The organism is Ectopseudomonas oleovorans (assembly GCF_029845265.1).
In the GTDB taxonomy this organism is placed as follows: Bacteria; Pseudomonadota; Gammaproteobacteria; order Pseudomonadales; family Pseudomonadaceae; genus Aquipseudomonas; species Aquipseudomonas oleovorans.
Genome location: NZ_JAOCLK010000001.1, coordinates 211,814 through 231,801, shown reverse-complemented (window position 1 = coordinate 231,801; position 19,988 = coordinate 211,814). Strand labels below are relative to the sequence as shown.

The 19,988-nt window shown below is 62.6% G+C and carries 17 protein-coding genes and 1 pseudogene; 16 read left to right on the top strand and 2 right to left on the bottom strand.

Annotation, left to right across the window (positions count from 1 at the left end):
* Positions 1-8: 8 nt before the first annotated feature.
* Positions 9-1,781, bottom strand: coding sequence for a SulP family inorganic anion transporter (locus tag N5J71_RS01230; protein ID WP_074858007.1), 1,773 nt, complete (start codon positions 1,779-1,781; stop codon positions 9-11).
* Between the two features lie 179 nt (positions 1,782-1,960).
* Here N5J71_RS01230 and N5J71_RS01225 point away from each other — a divergent pair, with 179 nt between their 5' ends.
* The 11 genes from N5J71_RS01225 (at position 1,961) to N5J71_RS01175 (ending at position 13,008) form a co-directional block, all read left to right on the top strand.
* Entirely contained in the window at positions 1,961-3,607 is a 1,647-nt protein-coding gene (locus N5J71_RS01225) for a GMC family oxidoreductase (protein ID WP_074858005.1), read from the top strand.
* Positions 3,608-3,753: 146 nt separating this feature from the next.
* On the top strand, positions 3,754-4,314 hold the full coding sequence (locus N5J71_RS01220; RefSeq protein WP_003462666.1) for an autotransporter outer membrane beta-barrel domain-containing protein: 561 nt from the start codon (positions 3,754-3,756) through the stop codon (positions 4,312-4,314).
* Positions 4,266-4,688 carry an autotransporter outer membrane beta-barrel domain-containing protein gene (locus N5J71_RS01215; RefSeq protein WP_169713310.1) on the top strand — a complete coding sequence of 141 codons (423 nt, stop codon included), beginning with the start codon at positions 4,266-4,268 and terminating at the stop codon, positions 4,686-4,688. Before N5J71_RS01220 ends, N5J71_RS01215 begins: the two co-directional genes overlap by 49 nt.
* A 178-nt stretch (positions 4,689-4,866) precedes the next feature.
* A protein-coding gene (gene prfB / locus N5J71_RS01210; RefSeq protein ID WP_279916152.1) for a peptide chain release factor 2 occupies positions 4,867-5,962 on the top strand; the annotation gives its coding sequence in 2 pieces (ribosomal slippage) (positions 4,867-4,938 and positions 4,940-5,962; 1,095 coding nt in all).
* Between the two features lie 115 nt (positions 5,963-6,077).
* On the top strand, positions 6,078-7,580 hold the full coding sequence (gene lysS / locus N5J71_RS01205) for a lysine--tRNA ligase (protein ID WP_039964873.1): 1,503 nt from the start codon (positions 6,078-6,080) through the stop codon (positions 7,578-7,580).
* A gap of 333 nt (positions 7,581-7,913) precedes the next feature.
* On the top strand, positions 7,914-8,627 hold the full coding sequence (locus N5J71_RS01200; RefSeq protein WP_003462655.1) for a TetR/AcrR family transcriptional regulator: 714 nt from the start codon (positions 7,914-7,916) through the stop codon (positions 8,625-8,627).
* Between the two features lie 89 nt (positions 8,628-8,716).
* Complete coding sequence (locus N5J71_RS01195) at positions 8,717-9,277, top strand: hypothetical protein (protein ID WP_003462652.1); 561 nt, start codon at positions 8,717-8,719, stop codon at positions 9,275-9,277.
* Positions 9,278-9,285: 8 nt separating this feature from the next.
* Positions 9,286-10,575 (top strand): flavohemoglobin expression-modulating QEGLA motif protein, encoded by a 1,290-nt coding sequence (locus N5J71_RS01190; RefSeq protein ID WP_279916151.1) that lies wholly within the window; start codon positions 9,286-9,288, stop codon positions 10,573-10,575.
* Positions 10,576-10,716: 141 nt separating this feature from the next.
* Complete coding sequence (locus N5J71_RS01185) at positions 10,717-11,715, top strand: ankyrin repeat domain-containing protein (protein WP_162884214.1); 999 nt, start codon at positions 10,717-10,719, stop codon at positions 11,713-11,715.
* Positions 11,716-11,770: 55 nt separating this feature from the next.
* Positions 11,771-12,688, top strand: a complete 918-nt coding sequence (locus tag N5J71_RS01180) for an alpha/beta hydrolase (protein WP_279916162.1) — start codon at positions 11,771-11,773, stop codon at positions 12,686-12,688.
* Positions 12,685-13,008: a PA3694 family proteiin gene (locus N5J71_RS01175; RefSeq protein ID WP_003462641.1), complete on the top strand. Its 324-nt coding sequence runs from the start codon at positions 12,685-12,687 to the stop codon at positions 13,006-13,008. Before N5J71_RS01180 ends, N5J71_RS01175 begins: the two co-directional genes overlap by 4 nt.
* A 770-nt stretch (positions 13,009-13,778) precedes the next feature.
* On the opposite strand, the pseudogene N5J71_RS01170 reads toward N5J71_RS01175, so the two are convergent.
* Positions 13,779-13,922 (bottom strand): annotated as a pseudogene (locus N5J71_RS01170) (pilin assembly protein); the annotation flags it as partial.
* A gap of 82 nt (positions 13,923-14,004) precedes the next feature.
* Here N5J71_RS01170 and ppc point away from each other — a divergent pair.
* From ppc to N5J71_RS01145, 5 genes are all read left to right on the top strand, one after another.
* Positions 14,005-16,641 (top strand): phosphoenolpyruvate carboxylase, encoded by a 2,637-nt coding sequence (gene ppc / locus N5J71_RS01165; protein WP_128578236.1) that lies wholly within the window; start codon positions 14,005-14,007, stop codon positions 16,639-16,641.
* Positions 16,642-16,863: 222 nt separating this feature from the next.
* A complete protein-coding gene (gene adk, locus N5J71_RS01160) occupies positions 16,864-17,511 on the top strand; it encodes an adenylate kinase (protein WP_003462636.1) in 648 nt (215 codons plus the stop codon).
* A gap of 180 nt (positions 17,512-17,691) precedes the next feature.
* On the top strand, positions 17,692-18,453 hold the full coding sequence (locus tag N5J71_RS01155) for an HAD family acid phosphatase (RefSeq protein ID WP_003462634.1): 762 nt from the start codon (positions 17,692-17,694) through the stop codon (positions 18,451-18,453).
* A gap of 377 nt (positions 18,454-18,830) precedes the next feature.
* Entirely contained in the window at positions 18,831-19,514 is a 684-nt protein-coding gene (tsaB, locus tag N5J71_RS01150) for a tRNA (adenosine(37)-N6)-threonylcarbamoyltransferase complex dimerization subunit type 1 TsaB (protein ID WP_279916150.1), read from the top strand.
* A gap of 113 nt (positions 19,515-19,627) precedes the next feature.
* A complete protein-coding gene (locus tag N5J71_RS01145) occupies positions 19,628-19,972 on the top strand; it encodes a hypothetical protein (RefSeq protein WP_279916149.1) in 345 nt (114 codons plus the stop codon).
* The last annotated feature ends 16 nt before the right edge of the window (positions 19,973-19,988 follow it).

The window sequence follows — 19,988 nt, the reverse complement described above, 5'->3', positions numbered from 1 at the left end:
TTCTCATTTCAGTCCGCATGCCGGGCATGGCCCGGCATCGCCTCATCAGCATGATCGCTCAGGTAGGCTTCGACGGCCGCGCTAACCGTTGGTTGAAGGTGCCTTGGCTGATCGTCGTGCAGTAACCCGAAGCGCCGCAGCTTGTCCTTGAGCGGCCCCTTGACCTCCGCGAAGTGCAGTTCGATGCCGGCTTCAGCCAGCATCCGTTCCAGGTCGCCGAGCATGTCGGCAGAGGTCACGTCGATGCTGGTAACCGGTTCGGCGGCGATCACCACGCGGCGCACTGGCGCCGGGGCTTTTTCCAGCGCTTGCAGCAAACATTGCTGGAAGAGCTCGGCATTGGCGAAGAACAGCGGCGCGTCCCAGCGAAACAGCAGCAGGCCGGGTATCTGCCGCGCATCGGGGTGTCGCTTGATGTCATGGAAACCGCGGATGCCCTCTACCTGGCCGAGAACGGTGTAGTACGGGCGCCAGCCATCCCAGAGAAATTCGAGCACCGCCAGCACCACGGCAATGCCGATGCCGGGGATCACGCCGAAGGTCACCACGCCGGCGAAGCAGGCCATCGACAGCCAGAACTCCCATTGCTGCACGCGGAAGATGCGCCGCAGGTCGGTGACCACGAACAGGCCGATGACAGCGGCAATCACCACCGCGGCCAGCGCACTGGTGGGCAGGTGCTGCATCAGGTCCGGGGCCAGCACCAGCAGCAGGGCGACGCTCAGGGCGCCGACGATACCGGCGACCTGGGTCATCGCGCCTGCAGCTTCAGCGACCGGCGTGCGTGAGGCGCTGCTACTGATGGGAAAACCCTGAAACAAACCACCGGCCAGGTTCGCCGCGCCAAGGGCGACCAGCTCCTGATTGGGGTCTACTGGGCGTCCGGTACGTGCTGCATAGGTACGCGACAGCACGCTGGTGTCGGCGAACGCGACCAGGGCAACGGCGATACCGCCCAGCACCACGCTGGCCAGATCGACGCCGCTGAGCCAGGGCAGGGTGAAGCTGGGCAGCCCCTGGGGCAGTTCGCCGAGCACCTGTACGCCCTGGCTATCGAGCTCGAACAGGGCCACCACCAGGGTTGCCAGGGTCACGGCGATGAGGATGCCGGGCAATTGCCGGAAGCGGCTCAGCAGCAGGATCAAGGCCAGTGTGCCGGCGCCGACGAGCAGGCTGTAGAGGTGGGCCTGGCCCTCGATCAGCGCGCTGGCGATGGCCCGGAGGTCGCTGAGCGGACCCTGGCTGTCGATGCTAAAGCCGAACAACTTGGGCGTCTGGCTGATCAGCACGCTCAGCGCAATACCGTTCATGTAGCCATAGCGGATGGGCTTGGACAGCAACTCGGTGATGAACCCCAGGCGCAGCAGTCCGGCTATCAGGCAGGTGAGGCCGGCCACCACGGCCATCATGCTGGCCAGGGTCACCGCGCGCATCGGGTCGCCGCCTGAGAGCGGCAGCACCACAGCGAGAATCAGTGCTGCCAAGGCTGAATCCGGGCCGAGCACGAGAATACGGCTGGGGCCGAACAGGGCGTAGGCCAGCAGCGGCACGATGGTCGCGTACAGGCCATAGATGCCGGGCACGCCGGAAGCCTCGGCATAGGCAATGCCCACCGGCACCAGCATGGTGGTCAGCACCAGGCCGGCGGCAATGTCCTTCGGCAGCCAGGCCAGGCGATAGTCCCTGAGCGTTTGCAGCCCCGGAAGCCAGCGGAGCCAGCCGCGCTGTCGCGATAAGCGGGGAAGGGGCTTGTGTGGCGTGCTGGCTGGCGCTGGTGGCATAACGGGTGGGCTCTGGCAGGATTACGTGCAAGTAAAGCGCAGAGCGCAGGTGCTTCACCATAGCTGCCAGGCGATGAACGCGCATTCAGCATGCGCATCAGACCAAAAGACCATTCATCCCGGCCCCCGGCTTGTTTTAGGCTGAAGACCAACGACAAGAACGACACGCGAGGATGCCCATGTCGCAAGCGCTCCTGGATGCCTATGACTACCTGATCGTCGGTGCCGGTCCGGCCGGCTGTCTGTTGGCCAATCGGCTGTCTGCCGACCCTGGCGTCAGCGTGTTGCTGGTCGAGGCGGGTGGGCGTGACAACTACCCCTGGATCCACATTCCGGTCGGCTACCTCTACTGCATCGGCAATCCGCGTACCGACTGGTGCTACAGCACCGAGGCCGATCCCGGTCTGCATGGCCGTTCGTTAAAGTACCCGCGTGGCCGCGTGCTTGGCGGCAGCTCGTCGATCAACGGCATGATCTATATGCGTGGCCAGGCCGCGGACTATGATGGCTGGGCTGCGGCGGGTAATCCCGGTTGGGCCTGGCGTGATGTGTTGCCGCTGTTCAAACGCTCGGAGAATCATTTTGCTGGCACCAGCGAATGGCACGGTGGCGACGGCGAATGGCGGGTCGAGCGCCAGCGTTTGTCGTGGGAGATTCTCGAGGCCTTCCGTGAGGCAGCGGAGCAGAGTGGTATTGCCAGCGTCGATGATTTCAACGGTGGGGATAACGAAGGCTGCAGCTACTTTCAGGTCAACCAGAAGCGCGGTGTGCGCTGGAATGCCTCCAAGGCCTTTCTGCGCGATATTCGCCAGCGCCCCAATCTGCAGGTGCTGACCGGCGCCGAAGCCGAACGGCTGGAGCTGGAGGGCGGTCGCGCCCGTGCCCTGCATATGCGCAGCCAGGGGCGGGCGCTGCGGGTGGCGGCACGTCGCGAGATCATCCTGTGTGCCGGCGCCATCGGTTCACCGGTCTTGCTGCAGCGTTCCGGCATCGGCCCACGGCCGCTGCTCGAACGCCTGGGCATCGGCGTCAGGCACGAGCTGCCAGGTGTCGGTGAGAGCCTGCAGGATCACCTGCAACTGCGCCTGATCTATCGCGTCGAGGGCGTGAAGACGCTCAACCGCATTGCAGCCACCCCCTGGGGCAAGCTGGGCATGGGCCTGGAGTACCTGCTCAGGCGCAGCGGGCCGCTGTCCATGGCGCCCAGCCAGCTTGGTGCCTTCGCCAAGTCCGACCTCGGCCAGGCGCGCGCCAACCTGCAGTATCACGTGCAGCCATTGTCGCTGGAGCGCTTTGGCGAGCCCTTGCACGATTTTCCGGCCTTCACCGCATCGGTATGCAACCTGCGCCCGACCAGCCGCGGCAGCGTTCAGATTGCCTCCGTCGATGCCAGCGTAGCCCCGCTGATACGGCCAAACTACCTCAGTGACGAACGGGATCTACAGGTGGCGACCGATGCCATTCGCCTGACCCGGCGCATCGTCGCCGCGCCCGCCCTGGCCCGCTACCGGCCCGAGGAATACAAGCCGGGGCCGCAGTACCAGAGCGAGGAGGACCTGCAGCGTGCTGCGGGCGAGATCGGCACTACCATCTTCCACCCGGTCGGCACCTGCGCCATGGGCCAGGGCCGTGAAGCGGTGGTCGATGCGCGTCTGCGCGTACATGGTATCGCCGGTTTGCGTGTGGTCGACGCGTCGATCATGCCGAGCATTACCTCGGGCAATACCTGCTCGCCGGTACTGATGATCGCGGAAAAGGCCGCGCAGATGATCGCCGCCGATGCGCGAGCGGCGATAAGCGTGGTGCCGCAGTGCGAGCCTGGTTGAGGGGTGAGCGCGTGACCGCTCGACCGAGGTGCCTCGGTGGGTGTGGCTGACGGTGTGCTCTGCTAGGGTCTGTTGCCGTTTCGCGCACGGCTCGCCTCGAAACGGCAACAGACCCTAGCATTGGGCGTCGATGACTGGAGGCGAACATGGCTCTGCGTGTAGCGCTGCTCGGGTTGGGCTTGTTTCAGGTCGCCACGGGCGTAGTCGCTGGCGACCTGGCGTTGGACCAGCGCGCCCTGCTCCTGGAGGGCGATAGGTTGCCGCGTGAGGCAGCCCTGGATCGTCTGCAGCAGGTGCGCTTCGCTTTTCGCGAGGCGGCGCCTGAGGCCGGCGAGTGGCCACTGTGGTCGCGCACTTGCGGCATCCAGGGGCGCTGGGACGACGCCGGCCTCGAGCGCCGCGGCGAGGGGTTGCTGATGGGGATGGATCGTGCGCTGGGCGGACAGTGGATCGGTGGTGTGCTGGGTGGAGTGGCGCGTGCCCGGCTGGATCATGATCAGGGTCATGGCCGCACCGACAGTCGTTACCTGGGGGGCTACGCCGCGACTCGGGTATACAACCAGTTGGGGTTCGGCTCGGGTTGCTGCACGGCTGGCATGAGCTGGAACGGCGCGATAACGCGTGCAGTTGGCAGCTGTTTGGCGAAAGCAGTTACGCCATGGACTATCGCAATTTCACCTTGGAGCCATTTGCCGGCCTGGCGTTAGTGCATCTGGATGCCGACGCCCGGCGTTTCGACGGACAGCGCCTGGTGGCAGCGTACGAGCAGGCTGGCTACCTGACGCTTGGCTGGCGCCTGGCCGCGCCCTGGCACTGGCAACAGCGCAAGTGGGTAGGGCGTGCCAGTCTGACGCTGCGGCAGAACCTGGGCAGCGACCGCTTGCGCGACGAGGCGGTCGACGGCCAGGGCGTACTCCAGCAGATGCACAGTCGTGAGTTCGAGCGCAGCAGCCTGCGTCTTGACCTGAGTCTGGATCATGAGCTCAGCCGCAGTCTCTACCTGGGCCTGACCTATGCGGGCCATTACGCCGAAGACGCGCGCGACAACGCCTTGGCCGCACGCCTGAGCCTGAAGTTCTGAGTGCGCCCCGCCGGTCAGCCAGCGGGCTGCCAGGGGGCTTCGAGTCGGGTATACTCTCCGGCTTTTCAGAAACTTTGCGGTCACGGCTCTTGCCGTGCTCGGCCAGGGCAGCGCATTAGCCGCCCGGGCGAGCCGGATTGAGCCGTTTCGCGTCTTTTGCCCGAGAGTGCTGCCCACCATGGAAATCAATCCGATCCTCAACAGCATCAAGGACCTGTCCGAGCGAACCCAGTCAATTCGGGGGTATCTTTGACTACGATCACAAGCATGATCGCCTGGTCGAAGTAAACCGCGAGCTGGAAGACGCCAGCGTCTGGAACAAGCCCGAGTACGCCCAAACCCTGGGCCGTGAGCGCGCCATGCTGGCGCAGATCGTCGAAACCATCGACGACCTCACCGGCAGCCTGGCCGATTCCAAAGATCTGCTGGAAATGGCTGCCGAAGAAAACGACGAAGGCGCCGTGAACGATATCGCCGCCGAAGTCGAGCGCCTGCGCGAAATCCTCGAGAAGCTGGAATTCCGCCGCATGTTCAGCGGCGAGATGGACCCGAACAACTGCTACCTGGATATCCAGGCCGGTTCCGGCGGCACCGAGGCCCAGGACTGGGCCAACATCCTGCTGCGCATGTACCTGCGCTGGGCCGACAAGCGCGGCTTTGACGTCACCATCATCGAACTGTCCGAGGGTGAAGTCGCCGGTATCAAGGGTGCCACCGTGCACATCAAGGGCGAATATGCCTTCGGCTGGCTGCGCACCGAGAGCGGCGTGCACCGCCTGGTGCGCAAGAGCCCGTTCGACTCCGGCGCGCGTCGCCACACCTCGTTCTCGGCGGTGTTCGTCTCGCCCGAGATCGACGACAAGGTCGAGATCGAGATCAACCCGGCCGACCTGCGCATCGACACCTACCGCTCCTCCGGCGCCGGTGGCCAGCACGTCAACACCACCGACTCGGCGGTGCGCATCACCCACGTGCCGACCAATACCGTGGTCGCGTGTCAGAACGAACGCTCCCAGCACGCCAACAAGGATACGGCGATGAAGATGCTGCGGGCCAAGCTCTACGAGCTGGAGATGCAAAAGCGCAACGCGGCTTCGCAGGCGCTGGAAGACAGCAAGTCCGATATCGGCTGGGGTCATCAGATCCGCTCCTACGTGCTCGATGACTCGCGCATCAAGGACCTGCGTACCGGCGTCGAGCGTAGCGACTGCCAGAAAGTCCTCGATGGCGACCTCGACGGCTACCTCGAGGCCAGCCTCAAGCAGGGCCTGTAAGCCTTACCCTGTAGGGGCCAGCTTGCTGGCGATCACGCTCTCGAAGCGCATCGCCAGCAAGCTGGCTCCTACCAAACCCCCATTTGCATATACACGCCAGGCAGATAAAACGACCATGAGCGACCAACAACTCGACCACAACGAGCTGCAACAGGAAGAAAACAAGCTGATTGCCCAGCGCAAAGAGAAGCTTGCTGCCGTCCGTGAGCAGGGCAATGCCTTCCCCAACGATTTCCGCCGTGACAGCCTGTGCGCCGACCTGCAGAAACAGTACGCGGAGAAGACCAAGGAAGAGCTGGAAGCGGCCGCCATCCCGGTCAAGGTCGCCGGGCGCATCATGCTCAACCGTGGCGCCTTCATGGTTATCCAGGACACCTCCGGGCGCCTGCAGGTCTACGTCAACCGCAAGACCCTGCCAGCCGAGCAGCTGGAAGCGGTCAAGCACTTCGACCTGGGCGACATCATCGCCGCCGAGGGCACCCTGGCCCGCTCGGGCAAGGGCGACCTGTACGTCGACATGCAGAACGTGCGCCTGCTGACCAAGTCGCTGCGCCCGCTGCCGGACAAGCACCATGGCCTGACCGACACCGAGCAGCGCTACCGCCAGCGCTACGTCGACCTGATCGTCAATGAGGAAGTGCGCCACACCTTCCGCGTACGTTCGCAGGTGATCGCGCACATCCGTCGTTTCCTCAACGAGCGCGGTTTCCTCGAAGTGGAAACCCCGATGCTGCAGACCATCCCCGGCGGCGCTGCGGCCAAGCCTTTCGAGACCCATCACAATGCGCTGGATATGCAGATGTTCCTGCGTATCGCCCCGGAGCTGTACCTCAAGCGTCTGGTGGTCGGTGGCTTCGAGAAAGTCTTCGAGATCAACCGCAACTTCCGTAACGAAGGCGTCTCGACCCGGCACAACCCCGAGTTCACCATGCTCGAGTTCTACCAGGCCTATGCCGACTACCGCGACAACATGGACCTCACCGAAGAGCTGTTCCGCGAGTTGGCCCTGGCCGTGCTGGGCAGTACCGACGTGCCCTATGGCGACAAGGTATTCCACTTCGGCGAGCCGTTCGTGCGCCTGTCGGTGTACGACTCCATCCTCAAGTACAACCCGGACATCACCGAGGCAGATCTCAACGACGTCGAGAAGGCCCGCGCCATTGCCAAGAAGGCCGGCGCCAAGGTGCTCGGCCACGAAGGCCTGGGCAAGCTGCAGGTGATGATTTTCGAAGAGCTGGTGGAGAGTAAGCTGGAGCAGCCGCACTTCATCACCGAGTATCCGTTCGAAGTGTCGCCACTGGCGCGTCGCAACGACGACAATCCCAATGTCACCGACCGCTTCGAGCTGTTCATCGGTGGCCGCGAGATCGCCAACGCCTACTCCGAGCTCAATGACGCCGAAGACCAGGCCGAGCGTTTCCTCGCCCAGGTGGCCGAGAAGGACGCTGGTGATGACGAAGCCATGCACTATGACGCCGACTTCATCCGCGCTCTGGAGTACGGCATGCCGCCGACGGCTGGTGAAGGCATCGGTATCGACCGCCTGGTGATGCTGCTGACCAACTCACCGTCGATCCGCGATGTGATCCTGTTCCCGCATATGCGTCCGCAGGCTTGATGCCAGACAGAAAGCCGCCTTCGGGCTAATGCCGGTCAGTTAAGCCGTTGCACTCGATTTTTGTAGGAGCCGGCTTGCCGGCGATCCGCCATAAAAAGCATCGCCAGCAAGCTGGCTCCTACGAAAAGCGCCCCCTCTACTGCAAGTAGGAGGGGGTGGTGACGAACTTATCTGATCAGCATTAGCCTTCGGGCGGCTTTTTGCTACTTGTCGTTATGCATTTCGCGGCGATTTCGCTGGGTGCCTGGCCTGTAAGCGAAACGGAGCCTTTTGCTTGCCTGTCCAAGCCATTACTCTCCCTGTCATAACTAGAACGTAGAGGGTCGACCCACCGTGAGCTCCGTGCCCGCGCCCCCGAATGCCACCCGGGCAGCCAATGCCGTCGCCGAAAGCGTCCAGTACCAGGGCCGCAAGGCCAGTCGTCAGGGCAGCGAGCAGCGCCGTCAGGCGATTCTCGATGCCGCCATGCGCATCATCGTGCGCGATGGCGTGCGCGCCGTGCGCCATCGCGCTGTGGCGGCCGAGGCGCAGGTACCCTTGTCGGCCACGACCTACTATTTCAAGGACATCGATGACCTGATCACCGATACCTTCGCCCAGCTCGTCGAGCGCAGCGCTGCGCAGATGGCGGCATTCTGGGCCGGTACCCAGGGTGTGCTGGAGGAGATGGTCGGGCGCCTGGATGGCAGCGAGCAGGCGCGTCGGCAATTGGCTGACGAAATCGCCGCTCTGGCGGTGCAGTACGTGCAGCGCCAATTGCGTGAGCGTCGTGATCACCTGATCGCCGAGCAGGCATTCCAGCAGGAAGTCTTGCTCAATCCGCGACTGCGCGAGCTGGTGCGAGCTCACCGGCAGATCCTGCAGCAGGGGGTCACCCACTTCTTCGAGGTGCTGGGCTCGCGCCAGCCTGAACAGGACGCCGTGCTGTTGACGGCCGCCATCGTGCGGATGGAGTATCAGGGCCTGCTAGACGGTGTAGAGCACCTGGACAGCCAAGGAATGCTGGCCATCCTTAAACGCTACATGAATCTGGTTCTGGGGTTGTAAACCGTCGATCATCGGGTCGAACGGTCTTCACAAGGTGGGGTTGTAAACCGTCGATCATCGGGTCGAACGGTCTTCACAAGGAGAGCGTAATGAAAGCCTGGCGCGCATTGGTCGCCCTGTCCTTCCTGCTGTTGAGTGGTTGCCTGGTTACCTTCAAGGACCCGATTCCGGCCAACGAGGCTGCCCCGATACCTCTGCTGGGCGAATGGACCCGGCAGGACGAGTGGGGCGACCAGCTATTTCTGGAAATCACCCGTGCCGGCTCCAATCTCTACCAGGCGCGCATTTACGAGGGCAGCGCGGACAACCTCGGCAGCCTCGAGGAGTTCGGTTTCACCGTCGCTCATCATGGCCGCCGCTGGTACCTCTCGGCGGGCCTGCCGAAGAGCCTGGGGGCCAATTTCGCCATTGCCGGTTTCGAGTTGACCAAGGACAACGAGCTGGTGCTGTACAACCTCGACACCGACCGCATTCTCCAGGATATGGAAAAGGGCCTGCTGCAAGGGCAGGCCGTTTCCATGCCCGAAGCGGACGGCGCACTGATCACCAGCCCGCTGGACAAGGTATTCGCCTATCTCGATGACCCGGCCAATGCCGACCTGTTCGTCGAGGTGGCGCGTTACCAGCGGGTGGCCGAAGTGGCCGAATAGGAATCGTAATGAACAGCCTGCAAAAACTGGATGACTACCAACTCTGTATTCGCGCTCTCAGCGACCGTATTGTCGAGGCGCAGACCCCGATCCGTGTACTGGATGCGGTGAAATGGGATGACGGTATCCGTGAGGCGTTTCTCCAGGCCAAGGGCAAGCAGCTACCGGCGGTGGATCGCGACTACTACCTGAGTCGGCCGCTGGCCTTTGACGCGCAAGCGAAGAAGCTGGAATTCCAGAACATCGAGCGTGATATCACCCGTCAGCTCGGCCAGTTCAACCCGGTCGGGCAGATCATGCGGCGCATGTGCAAGGAATACCGCATGGTCATCCGCATGCTCGAGGCACGCGGCACCGAGGACTTCGGCCTGATCAGTCAGGAGCTGTATGGCGCTGCCTCCGACGCCTTTCATGCCGGTGATCCGACCCTGGCCGACCTTGGCCTGATGCTCTCGGACTACCTCAACAACATCGCTGCGCGTGGCGACCTTGAAGACGAGGCCAAGACCCTCGGTGCCAGTGATGCGGTGAACATCCTGCAGCAGCGTCTGGCTGGCGTATTTGGCGACGAAACCATTCGTGTGTTCGAGTCCGACGGCATCCTTGCCGACGCGGCCGCTGGCGCCGACTACATCAAGATCCGCAGCGATGCGCGTTTCAACGAGCGCGACGTCAAGGCGCTGGAAGTGCATGAAGGCCTGGTGCATGTCGGCACCACGCTCAACGGCCTCAACCAGCCGATCTGCACCTTCCTGGCCAAGGGCCCGCCCTCATCGACGGTGACCCAGGAAGGTCTGGCCATTCTCATGGAAGTGATCGCCTTCGCCTCCTACCCGACCCGCCTGCGCAAGCTGACCAACCGCACCCGCGCCATCCACATGGCCGAGGAGGGCGCGGATTTTCTCGAGGTGTTCGAGTTCTTCCGTGGCCAGGGCTACGGCCTGGATGGCGGCTACAGCAACGCCAGCCGGGTATTCCGCGGCTCCTTGCCGAATGGGTTGCCGTTCACCAAGGACCTGTCGTACCTGAAGGGTTTCATCCTGATCTACAACTACATCCAGCTGGCGGTGCGCAAAGGCAAGCTGGAGCAGATCCCGCTGCTGTTCTGCGGCAAGACCACCCTGGAAGACATGCGCACCCTGCGCAAGCTGGTGGACGAGGGCCTGGTGCAGCCGCCCAAGTATCTGCCAGCGCAGTTTCAGGACATGAACGCGCTGTCGGCCTGGATGTGCTTCTCCAACTTCCTCAACCATCTGAGCCTGGATCGCATCGAAGCGGACTACGCCAATATTCTGTGAGAGCTGAAAGCCGAATTGTTGTGGGTCAATGGTTCCGATTCCATTGATCGCACTTCGAGTTGGCAGAAGCTGCCGAGGGTTGGGTGAGAAACTGGCTTTATGGCACTATCGCTCAAATAGCAACCGATCAGAGATCCGGGAATGAAGGCAAAGGGATGGATTTTGTGGGGTGTAGGTATTGCTGTATGTGTAACTATTGCGCTTACAGTATTGAAGCCTATGGTTGGGAGGTATCAGGCCCGACTAGCTGAGCAAGAAAGAACAAAAAGCGAGGCTGCCAAAGCTGCAGTCGCAGCTGCAAGACTGGAAGAAATTCGAAGTTACTCGGAAAAAGATATAAATAAAATAATAAGTCGAGGGAGTGTTGATGAGGTAAAAGAGATTTTCGAGGCTGGCGTATGCAGTGACTGCTCTCAGTATATTAATTATGCCTTGAGCTATGACAGGTATTTTAGCTCAGAGATTATAGAGGTTATTTTAAATAATTCTGCAGAGCTGAAGGGGCATGTATTCAGTAAGGCCCTAGATGCTAAGAGATACGATGTGGCAAAAACGATTTTGCTATCGGGAAAAGAGAATTTATCTGACTGTAGGTTGGAGTTTCTCAAAGTAGCGAGCAGTGAGAGGCTGTCAGAGGATGATGCAATTCAGATGATTGATGCGATGAGAAACCACAAGGGTTATCACTGCATGGAACCAGAAATCCTTAATGGCTTTATAGAGCAGCGCAAACTAAAAGTCGTTTCATGGCTTATGGCCGGCGGAACAAAAGCGGGGAAGGACGCTCTTTGGAGTTATGTGTATGGTGAGAATACTTCTGTGGAGTTATTTAACAGTTTGCTCCATGATGGCGCCGATATTAATCATAAGTCACGGGAAGGACTGACTCCGCTTGAGTGGGTGTTAATCTGGCATCATATGGCGGATGATAGAGTTGATATGTGGCTGAAGGCTGGAGCTAAGCTGGACGAATCTCAGCTTATGCAGACTAAGCAGAAGCTAAGAAACGCTGAAAGAGCACATTGCTTAGAGTTGAATGAAAAATGGATGCGCGGGGTCACCAAAGGGCTGCGTGGCGAAGAAGTTCCCTACAGCGAAGATAGGCCCGTGCCTGGTTATTGCAACAAGTACCTGAATTAAAGGCTCCCAGCGAGCCTTGGTGTTGGCGAGGCTCGTTAAGGAAACCGTTATGGCCATGCATCGATCCGAGCAGGGGGGGCTGGCTGCTAGGCTGCGGGCGCTGCTGCTTGGCCTTGTCCTGCTCGGCCTGGTCGGCTGCAGCGGCCTGCTGTTCTATCCGGAACCGGGGTTGCCGTTCACCCCCGCGCGGGCCGATCTGGAGTACCGCGACATCCACCTGAGCGCCGCCGATGGCACGCGTCTGCATGCCTGGTGGTTGCCGGCCAAGGCTGGGGTGCAGGTCAAGGGCACGGTGCTGCATCTGCATGGCAATGGCGGCAACCTGGCCTGGCACCTGGGTGGCGTTCACTGGCTGCCGGAGCAGGGCTATCAGGTGCTGATGCTGGATTACCGGGGGTATGGCCTGTCCGCTGGCAAGCCGCGTTTGCCCGAGGTCTACCAGGATATCGACGCGGCCTTCGCCTGGCTCGATCAGGCGCCGCAGGTGCAGGGCGCGCCGCTTTTCCTGCTTGGGCAGAGCCTCGGTGGTGCGTTAGCCGTGCATTATCTGGCCGAGCATCCCGAGCGCCAATCGACCTTGCAGGCCATTGCACTGGACGGTGTGCCGGCCAGCTATCGCGACGTTGCCCAGCATGCGCTGAGCAAGTCCTGGTTGACCTGGCCGCTGCAGGTGCCGCTGTCCTGGCTGGTGCCTGACGGCGACAGCGCGATTCACAGCATCGATCGACTCGCAGGTGCGCCCTTGCTGATCTATCACAGTGTTGACGACGCGATCGTGCCGCTTTCCAATGGCCAGCGTTTGTATCAAGCTGCGCGCCCGCCACGCGCCTTTCAGGCGACCCGTGGCCCGCACGTGCAAACCTTTGCCGAGCCCGCCTGGCGTCAGTCGCTACTGGCGTTCTTCGTCGCGCCGCAGGCCTACGTCGAGCGCCTGGGACCGGCTACCGAATCCGCAACAGAGAGTCCGCAATGACCGAACGTAACCCCATTCCCCTGATCCTCACAGGTATCGCCAGCATCGTCGGCACCATCGGCGTGCTTTGGTACTACGGCTACGTGCATTTCGCCAAACCGGAAGATGCGCTGCTGCTGTCCGATTTCACCATGCTCAAGACCATTCCTGGTGAGGACTACAAGGTCTCGCTGAAACCGGCCAATCAAGTGGCGCAGTGCATCGATGGCGTGCTGGTATTGTTCGACATGCAGCAGAAGGGGCTGACCGGCGTGCTGGTGGACAACAAGAAGCAGGCGGTGCGCTGCATCGGCCAGGAAACCCCGGCCCTGGAGCAGTAAGGTCCGGCGCTAAAAAGAAGGTCCTTCGCATAGTTTGGGGAAAGTGCGGGTTGACACACCGGACTGGCAATTAGGTGTGGGCTTTCGATGACTTGGTACTCTCCATTCTCACGCCGCCTGGCCTGATGGGTTTCGCCCCTTACGGGGGCGAGTCACTTGATTCGCTGCGCTCACCCTTCGGGCCAGCCTGCGGCTGTTACTTCGCTGCGCTTCGTAGCTGCTTGCCCAAGAGAAAGTAACCAAAGAGAAGGGCACTCCGACATCCGAGCTAGACGCCCCCGCCCTGCTGCGCCGGGGTTCCCTCGCTCCATCACCACTCCGGGGGCACGACCGGATGCGGTCCACTGACGAAGGGCCATCCATGGCCCATCGCAGCTCTCGCGACATCCATGTCGCTCAACCCCTTACGTGGCGATTCCACTCGGCCTCCTGAGGGGAATTGGACGTCGCCTGTACCATCGCAGTTGAAGAGCAAAGGCAAAGGCCAGACGCCGCCAATTCCAATTCCGCAAAGATTACGTAAGCTCGCGACCTGGCCCCTTCAGGAGGCCGAGTGAAGGTGTTGCGTAGGGGGAGCGAGCCGCATGGATGCACCCAGTGCCAGGGCAGCCAGTTTGATCCCGTGCAGGCGGCTGCGCGGGGCTTTCTCGGTATGGGGCTTCATGGCGGCTAACTTCATTTGAAACACTCCTATGAACGACGTTATCCGTGGCAATTGGCCCATCGTGATGCTCGTCTACCAAGGGGCTTGGCGATATTGGCGTGTCACGATGGCTTGTCTCTTTGCCCAGGTCACTCAGTTCACGCAGGTATTTGCGCGACAGCGCCAGAAAGCGCGGTGTGGGCCCTATGTCCTCTTACAGCGGGTCGCCTTGCTCGTCCAGCGCCACGACCTTGCTGCCGCGCACGTAGGGCTGCCTGGGTACGCGTCGCACCCTTGTAAGAAGTTGGCGCGCTGGGCACTCTGTTGACACCAGACAGGAGAAGGAGTGCGACATGGCGGAAATCGATGCGCGCCTGCGTGAAGAGGTGCACCTGCTCGGCGAGCTGCTCGGGCACACCATCAGCACCCAGTTGGGCGACGAGTTTCTCGACAAGATCGAACGCATACGCAAGTCGGCCAAGGCCGGTCGTCGTGGCTCTGCCGCGGGTGCCGAGCAGTTGACCAGCACCCTGGGGGACCTGGGTGACGACGAACTGCTGCCGGTGGCGCGGGCCTTCAATCAGTTTCTCAACCTGGCCAACATCGCCGAGCAGCAGCACCGTGTGCGCCGTCGCCGTGCCGGTGAGCCCGAGCCATTCGAGTTGCGCGTGCTCGACGAGCTGCTCGAGCGCCTGCTCGCTGCCGGGCAGGGCAGCGATGATCTGGCGCGGCAACTGGGGCGTCTGGACATCGAACTGGTGCTGACCGCGCACCCCACCGAAGTGGCGCGGCGTACGCTGATCCAGAAATACGATGCCATCGCCGCGCAACTGACGGCGCTGGATCACAGCGACCTGTCGCCGAGTGAACGTGAGCGCATCGTCGAACGTTTGCAGCGGCTGATCGCCGAGGCTTGGCACACCGAGGAAATTCGTCGTAGCCGGCCCAGCCCGGTGGACGAAGCCAAGTGGGGTTTCGCTGTCATCGAGCATTCGCTATGGCAGGCCGTGCCGCAGTTCCTGCGCCGTGCCGATCAGAGCCTGCAGGCCGCTACCGGCCTGCGTCTGCCGCTGGAGGCTGCGCCGATTCGCTTCGCCTCGTGGATGGGCGGTGACCGTGACGGCAACCCCAATGTCACCGCGCGCGTGACCCGTGAGGTGTTGCTGCTGGCGCGCTGGATGGCCGCTGATCTCTACCTGCGCGACGTGGACAATCTGGCCGCGGAACTGTCCATGCAGCAGGCCAGTGACGAACTGCGCGCGCAGGTGGGCGACAGTGCCGAACCGTACCGTGCCTTGCTCAAGCAGCTGCGCGAGCGCCTGCGCGAAACGCGTAGCTGGGCGCAGCAGGCCCTCACTGCCGATGTGGCGCCGAGTACTGCAGTGCTGTGCGACAACCATGAGCTGCTGGCGCCGCTGCAGCTCTGCTACCAGTCGCTGCATGCCTGCGGCATGGGTGTGATTGCCGATGGTCCGTTGCTCGATTGCCTGCGCCGGGCAGCCACCTTCGGTCTATTTCTGGTACGCCTCGATGTTCGTCAGGATTCCTCCCGGCACGCTGCGGCGATGTCGGAAATCACCGATTATCTCGGCCTCGGTCGCTACGTCGAATGGGATGAGGAGGCGCGCCTCAGTTTTCTCCAGCGCGAGCTGGATAACCGCCGGCCACTGCTGCCGAACGACTATCGTCCTTCGGCCGATACTGCCGAGGTACTCGCCACCTGCCGCGAGGTGGCTGCCGCTCCCGCCGCATCGCTGGGCTCCTACGTGATCTCCATGGCCGGTGCTGCCTCCGACGTGCTGGCCGTGCAACTGCTGCTGAAAGAGGCCGGGTTGCGCCGGCCGATGCGGGTGGTGCCACTTTTCGAAACCCTGGCCGATTTGGACCACGCCGGGCCGGTTATCGACCGGCTACTGGGGTTGCCCGGCTATCGCGCGCGGCTGCATGGCCCTCAGGAAGTGATGATCGGTTATTCCGATTCGGCCAAGGACGCCGGTACAACCGCGGCAGCCTGGGCGCAGTACCGCGCCCAGGAGGAACTGGTGCGCCTGTGTCGCGAGCACCAGGTCGAACTGCTGTTGTTCCACGGTCGCGGTGGCACCGTCGGCCGTGGCGGTGGCCCCGCTCACGCGGCCATCCTGTCGCAACCCCCTGGCTCGGTGGCGGGGCGGTTCCGCACCACCGAGCAGGGGGAAATGATCCGCTTCAAGTTCGGCCTGCCGGATATCGCCGTGCAGAACCTCAACCTCTATCTGGCCGCGGTGCTGGAAGCCACGCTGCTGCCGCCACCGGTACCGGAGCCAAGCTGGCGGGCGATGATGGACCGCCTTGCCGATGTCGGCGTGAAGGCCTATCGCGGCGTGGTGCGCGAGCATCCGCAGTTCGTCGAATACTTCCGCCAGGCCACGCCGGAGCAGGAGCTCGGCCGCTTGCCGCTGGGCAGTCGCCCGGCCAAGCGGCGCGAAGGCGGTGTGGAGAGCCTGCGGGCCATTCCGTGGATCTTCGCGTGGACGCAAACACGCCTGATGCTGCCAGCCTGGCTCGGCTGGGAGCAGGCCCTGGGACAAGCCCTGCAAGACGGTGATGCTGACCTGCTGAAAAGCATGCGCGAACAATGGCCGTTCTTTCGCACCCGCATCGACATGCTGGAAATGGTCCTGACCAAGGCGGACGCCAATATCGCTGCCCTGTATGACCAGCGCCTGGTCGAGCCGGCACTGCAGCCGCTGGGGGCGCAGTTACGCGACCTATTGTCGCAGGCGTGCGCTGCCGTGCTGGAATTGACCGGGCAGTCGCGCCTGCTCGCGCACAATCCGGAAACCCTGGAATCGATCAGCGTACGCAACACCTACCTCGACCCGCTGCACCTGCTGCAGGTCGAGCTGCTGGCGCGCTGCCGGCAACGTCAACAGGCGCCCGAGAGCCCTCTGGAGCAGGCGTTGCTGGTCAGCGTGGCAGGTATCGCTGCAGGTTTGCGCAACACCGGTTGAAGGACGGCAGGTGCTGGCCGTCATATGCCTGGCCAGCGTCATGTGCCTGATTCAGGCCGCCAGGAGGAGGGTTTTATCCGACTTTTGGCGGCTTGTGCGCCTGGGGTGCGCTGTGTATCTTGAGCAGCCTTTTGGCCGCTACGGCAGCCGCACTACATTCAAGAGATTGGCCCCACGAGGCGAGTCCGACCGATTACTACATAACTCTTGAGGAGCACATCGATGCGCGTGATTCTGCTGGGGGCGCCCGGTGCCGGCAAAGGTACCCAGGCTCGCTACATCACCGAGAAATTCGGCATTCCGCAAATCTCCACTGGCGACATGTTGCGTGCTGCGGTCAAGGCTGGCACCGAGCTCGGCCTGAAGGCCAAGAGCGTTATGGACGCAGGCGGTCTGGTCTCCGACGACCTGATCATCAATCTGGTCAAGGAGCGTATCGCTCAGGCCGATTGTGCCAATGGCTTTTTGTTCGACGGTTTCCCGCGCACCATTCCGCAAGCCGAAGCGCTGCGCGAGGCCGGCGTAGCGCTGGATCACGTGGTTGAAATCGCCGTTGAGGACGAGGAAATCGTCAAGCGTCTGTCCGGCCGCCGTGTCCACCCGGCTTCCGGCCGCGTCTACCACATCGAGTACAACCCGCCGAAGGTTGCCGGCAAGGACGACATCAGCGGTGAAGAGCTGGTTCAGCGCGAAGACGACAAGGAAGAAACCGTGCGTCATCGCCTGTCCGTCTACCACTCGCAGACCAAGCCGTTGGTGGACTTCTACAAGAAGCTCTCCGCCGAGACCGGTACGCCGAAATACAGCCATATCCCGGGTGTCGGCAGCGTCGAAGAAATCACCGCGAAGACCCTGGCAGCCCTTGGCTGAGTCCAGCTCGCCCAGCGTTATCGCAACAAGGCCCCGCAAGGGGCCTTGTTCGTTTATGGAGCCTGACACGTTCAGGTCGTTCTCAAGCATGGCCGCGCAATGTGTGCCGGCTAGTATCGACGATGTAGCCTCCGGTCTGCGCCGGGGCGTGTCGATAACCTATAGGGAAGAGGGCATTCAATGACCGAGAGACGCATCTGGCTGGGCCTTGCGGTATCGCTGCTGGCCACTCCGCTGGCATTTGCCGACACCGCGACGGATTGTTCCGTCGCCGAGTTCACCATGGGCCTGCGCTTTCAGCAGCAGTCCGCGGAAATCCAGGCGCTGCAGTTGCAGGCCTACAACATCGCCACGGAGAAGCTCGACAAGGCTGTGGCGGCGGCGAAGGATCCCTCGAAGCTGGCCATCGTCACCGACCTCGATGAAACCGTGATCGACAACAGCGCGCTGCTGGCCCGCGATCTGGCCAACTGTCATCAGTACGATGCCTGGGACACCTGGCTGCCCTGGGAACGTGACGGTACGCCGGAGCTGATCCCTGGCGCGAAGAAGTTTCTCGAGCATGCCGACAAGCTCGGCGTGACCATCCGCTACGTCTCCGATCGTGCCGACGAGCAGAAGAAATACACCCTGGCCACCCTGAGCAAACTAGGCCTGCCGCAGGTATCGGAAGAGAGCGTGCTGCTGCTCGGGCCGCCCAAGGTCGAGCGTCGCGCCATCGTCAGTGCCGATCACCAGATCATCATGCTGCTGGGCGATACGCTGCATGACTTCGATGCGCGTTTCCGCAAAACGCCGCTCGACGCACAGCGCAAGACCGTTGCCGAAGAGTCGGACAAGTGGGGTGTGGAGTGGATCGTGTTCCCCAATGCCGGATATGGCACCTGGTCCAAGGCGCCGCTCAAAGGCTGGGAGGCCGAGCCGGTAGTCGAGCCCTGGTAAGAGCCTGTTCAAAGTCTGCTGCGCGTCGGCCCTGCCGCGTTTAAAACAGGCTCGGAAAGCCGCTTGCGGCTAACGCGCTTTAGCGCGGCCCGAAGGGCGAACGAAGTGAGTAATGCTCATGTACAAAAGTACAGTCGCCTGCGACTCCGACCGTTCCTCGCCTGTTTGATTCGCTGGCGCTCACCCTTCGGGCCAGCCTTCGGCTGTTACTCCCGCTGGTCGTTGTGCCTTGCATTGCTCTAGCTCGCGAGACTTTGAGCAGGCTCTAAGGGTGCCCATCGGTCGCTCGGCGCAAGTCGGGCGCCGACATAGTGCTGGAAAAAATGTCGTCGAGCCGGTCTAATGCCGGCTCTTTTTTATTCAGCTGTCCGAATGCAATGACCACTCTCCTGGCCCTCGATACCGCCACCGAAGCCTGCTCCGTCGCGCTGCTGCATGATGGTCGCGTGCTCAGCCACTACGAAGTCGCCCCGCGTATGCACGCGCAGCGTCTGTTGCCGATGATTCAGCAACTGCTGGGTGAGGCGGGTATCGCCGCTTCGGCACTCGATGCCATTGCCTTCGGCCGTGGTCCGGGTGCGTTCACCGGGGTGCGTATCGCTATCGGCGTGGTACAGGGCCTGGCCTTTGCACTGGATCGACCGGTGCTGCCGGTTTCCAATCTGGCCGTGCTGGCCCAGCGCGCGCTGCGTGAGCAGGGCGCGACTCAGGTTGCCGCCGCCATCGACGCGCGCATGGACGAGGTTTACTGGGGTTGCTACCGCGCAGAAGCCGGCGAGATGCGCCTGCTTGGCCAGGAAGCGGTGTTGCCGCCGGAGCAAGCTGAAGCGCCGCGTGGCTGCGATGGTGAGTGGTTCGGCGCCGGCACGGGCTGGGGCACCTTCGCCGCGCGTATCGCCCTCACACCTGTGGGCATGGATGGCAGCATGCTGCCGCACGCCGAAGACCTGCTGACTCTGGCCCGTTTTGCCTGGGCCCGTGGCGAGGCGTTGCCGGCCGATCAGGCGCAGCCGGTGTACCTGCGTGACCAGGTCGCCACGCCGAAAGCACCGCCGGCATGACAACTGGTCGGATGCTTGGCGTCAGGATTCCTTCGGCATTTGCCAAGGACGCAGCCCGCCGCTACATTGCCAGCACTGTCCCTTGTTCAGCCGAGCCCACCGAGCAGTCCTAGATGCGGATCGACGGTTACCTACCTTCCTACTCGCCAGATCGTGGCCCCCGTTCGGGGACTGCGGTCACGCCCTATCGAGAGGCGCAGCGGGAGGTCGAGGCTCAGCGTGAACAGCCGGCTGCCCCAGCCAGCAGCCAGGGGCTGGAGCAGGCGCCGCAGATTCGCCGCGTGCAGGCCAGCAGCAGTAACACCGATAGCCTGCCGACCCGCTCGCAGGGCCTCAGTTATCAACAGCCTACGTTGAGCAACCGTGCCGCTCAGGCGTTGGCCAGCTACAGCACCACCGCCGCTTACGCCAGCGAGTACGATGCGCAGGAAGTGCTCGGCCTCGATCTCTACGCGTAACCCCGTTTCACGGCGT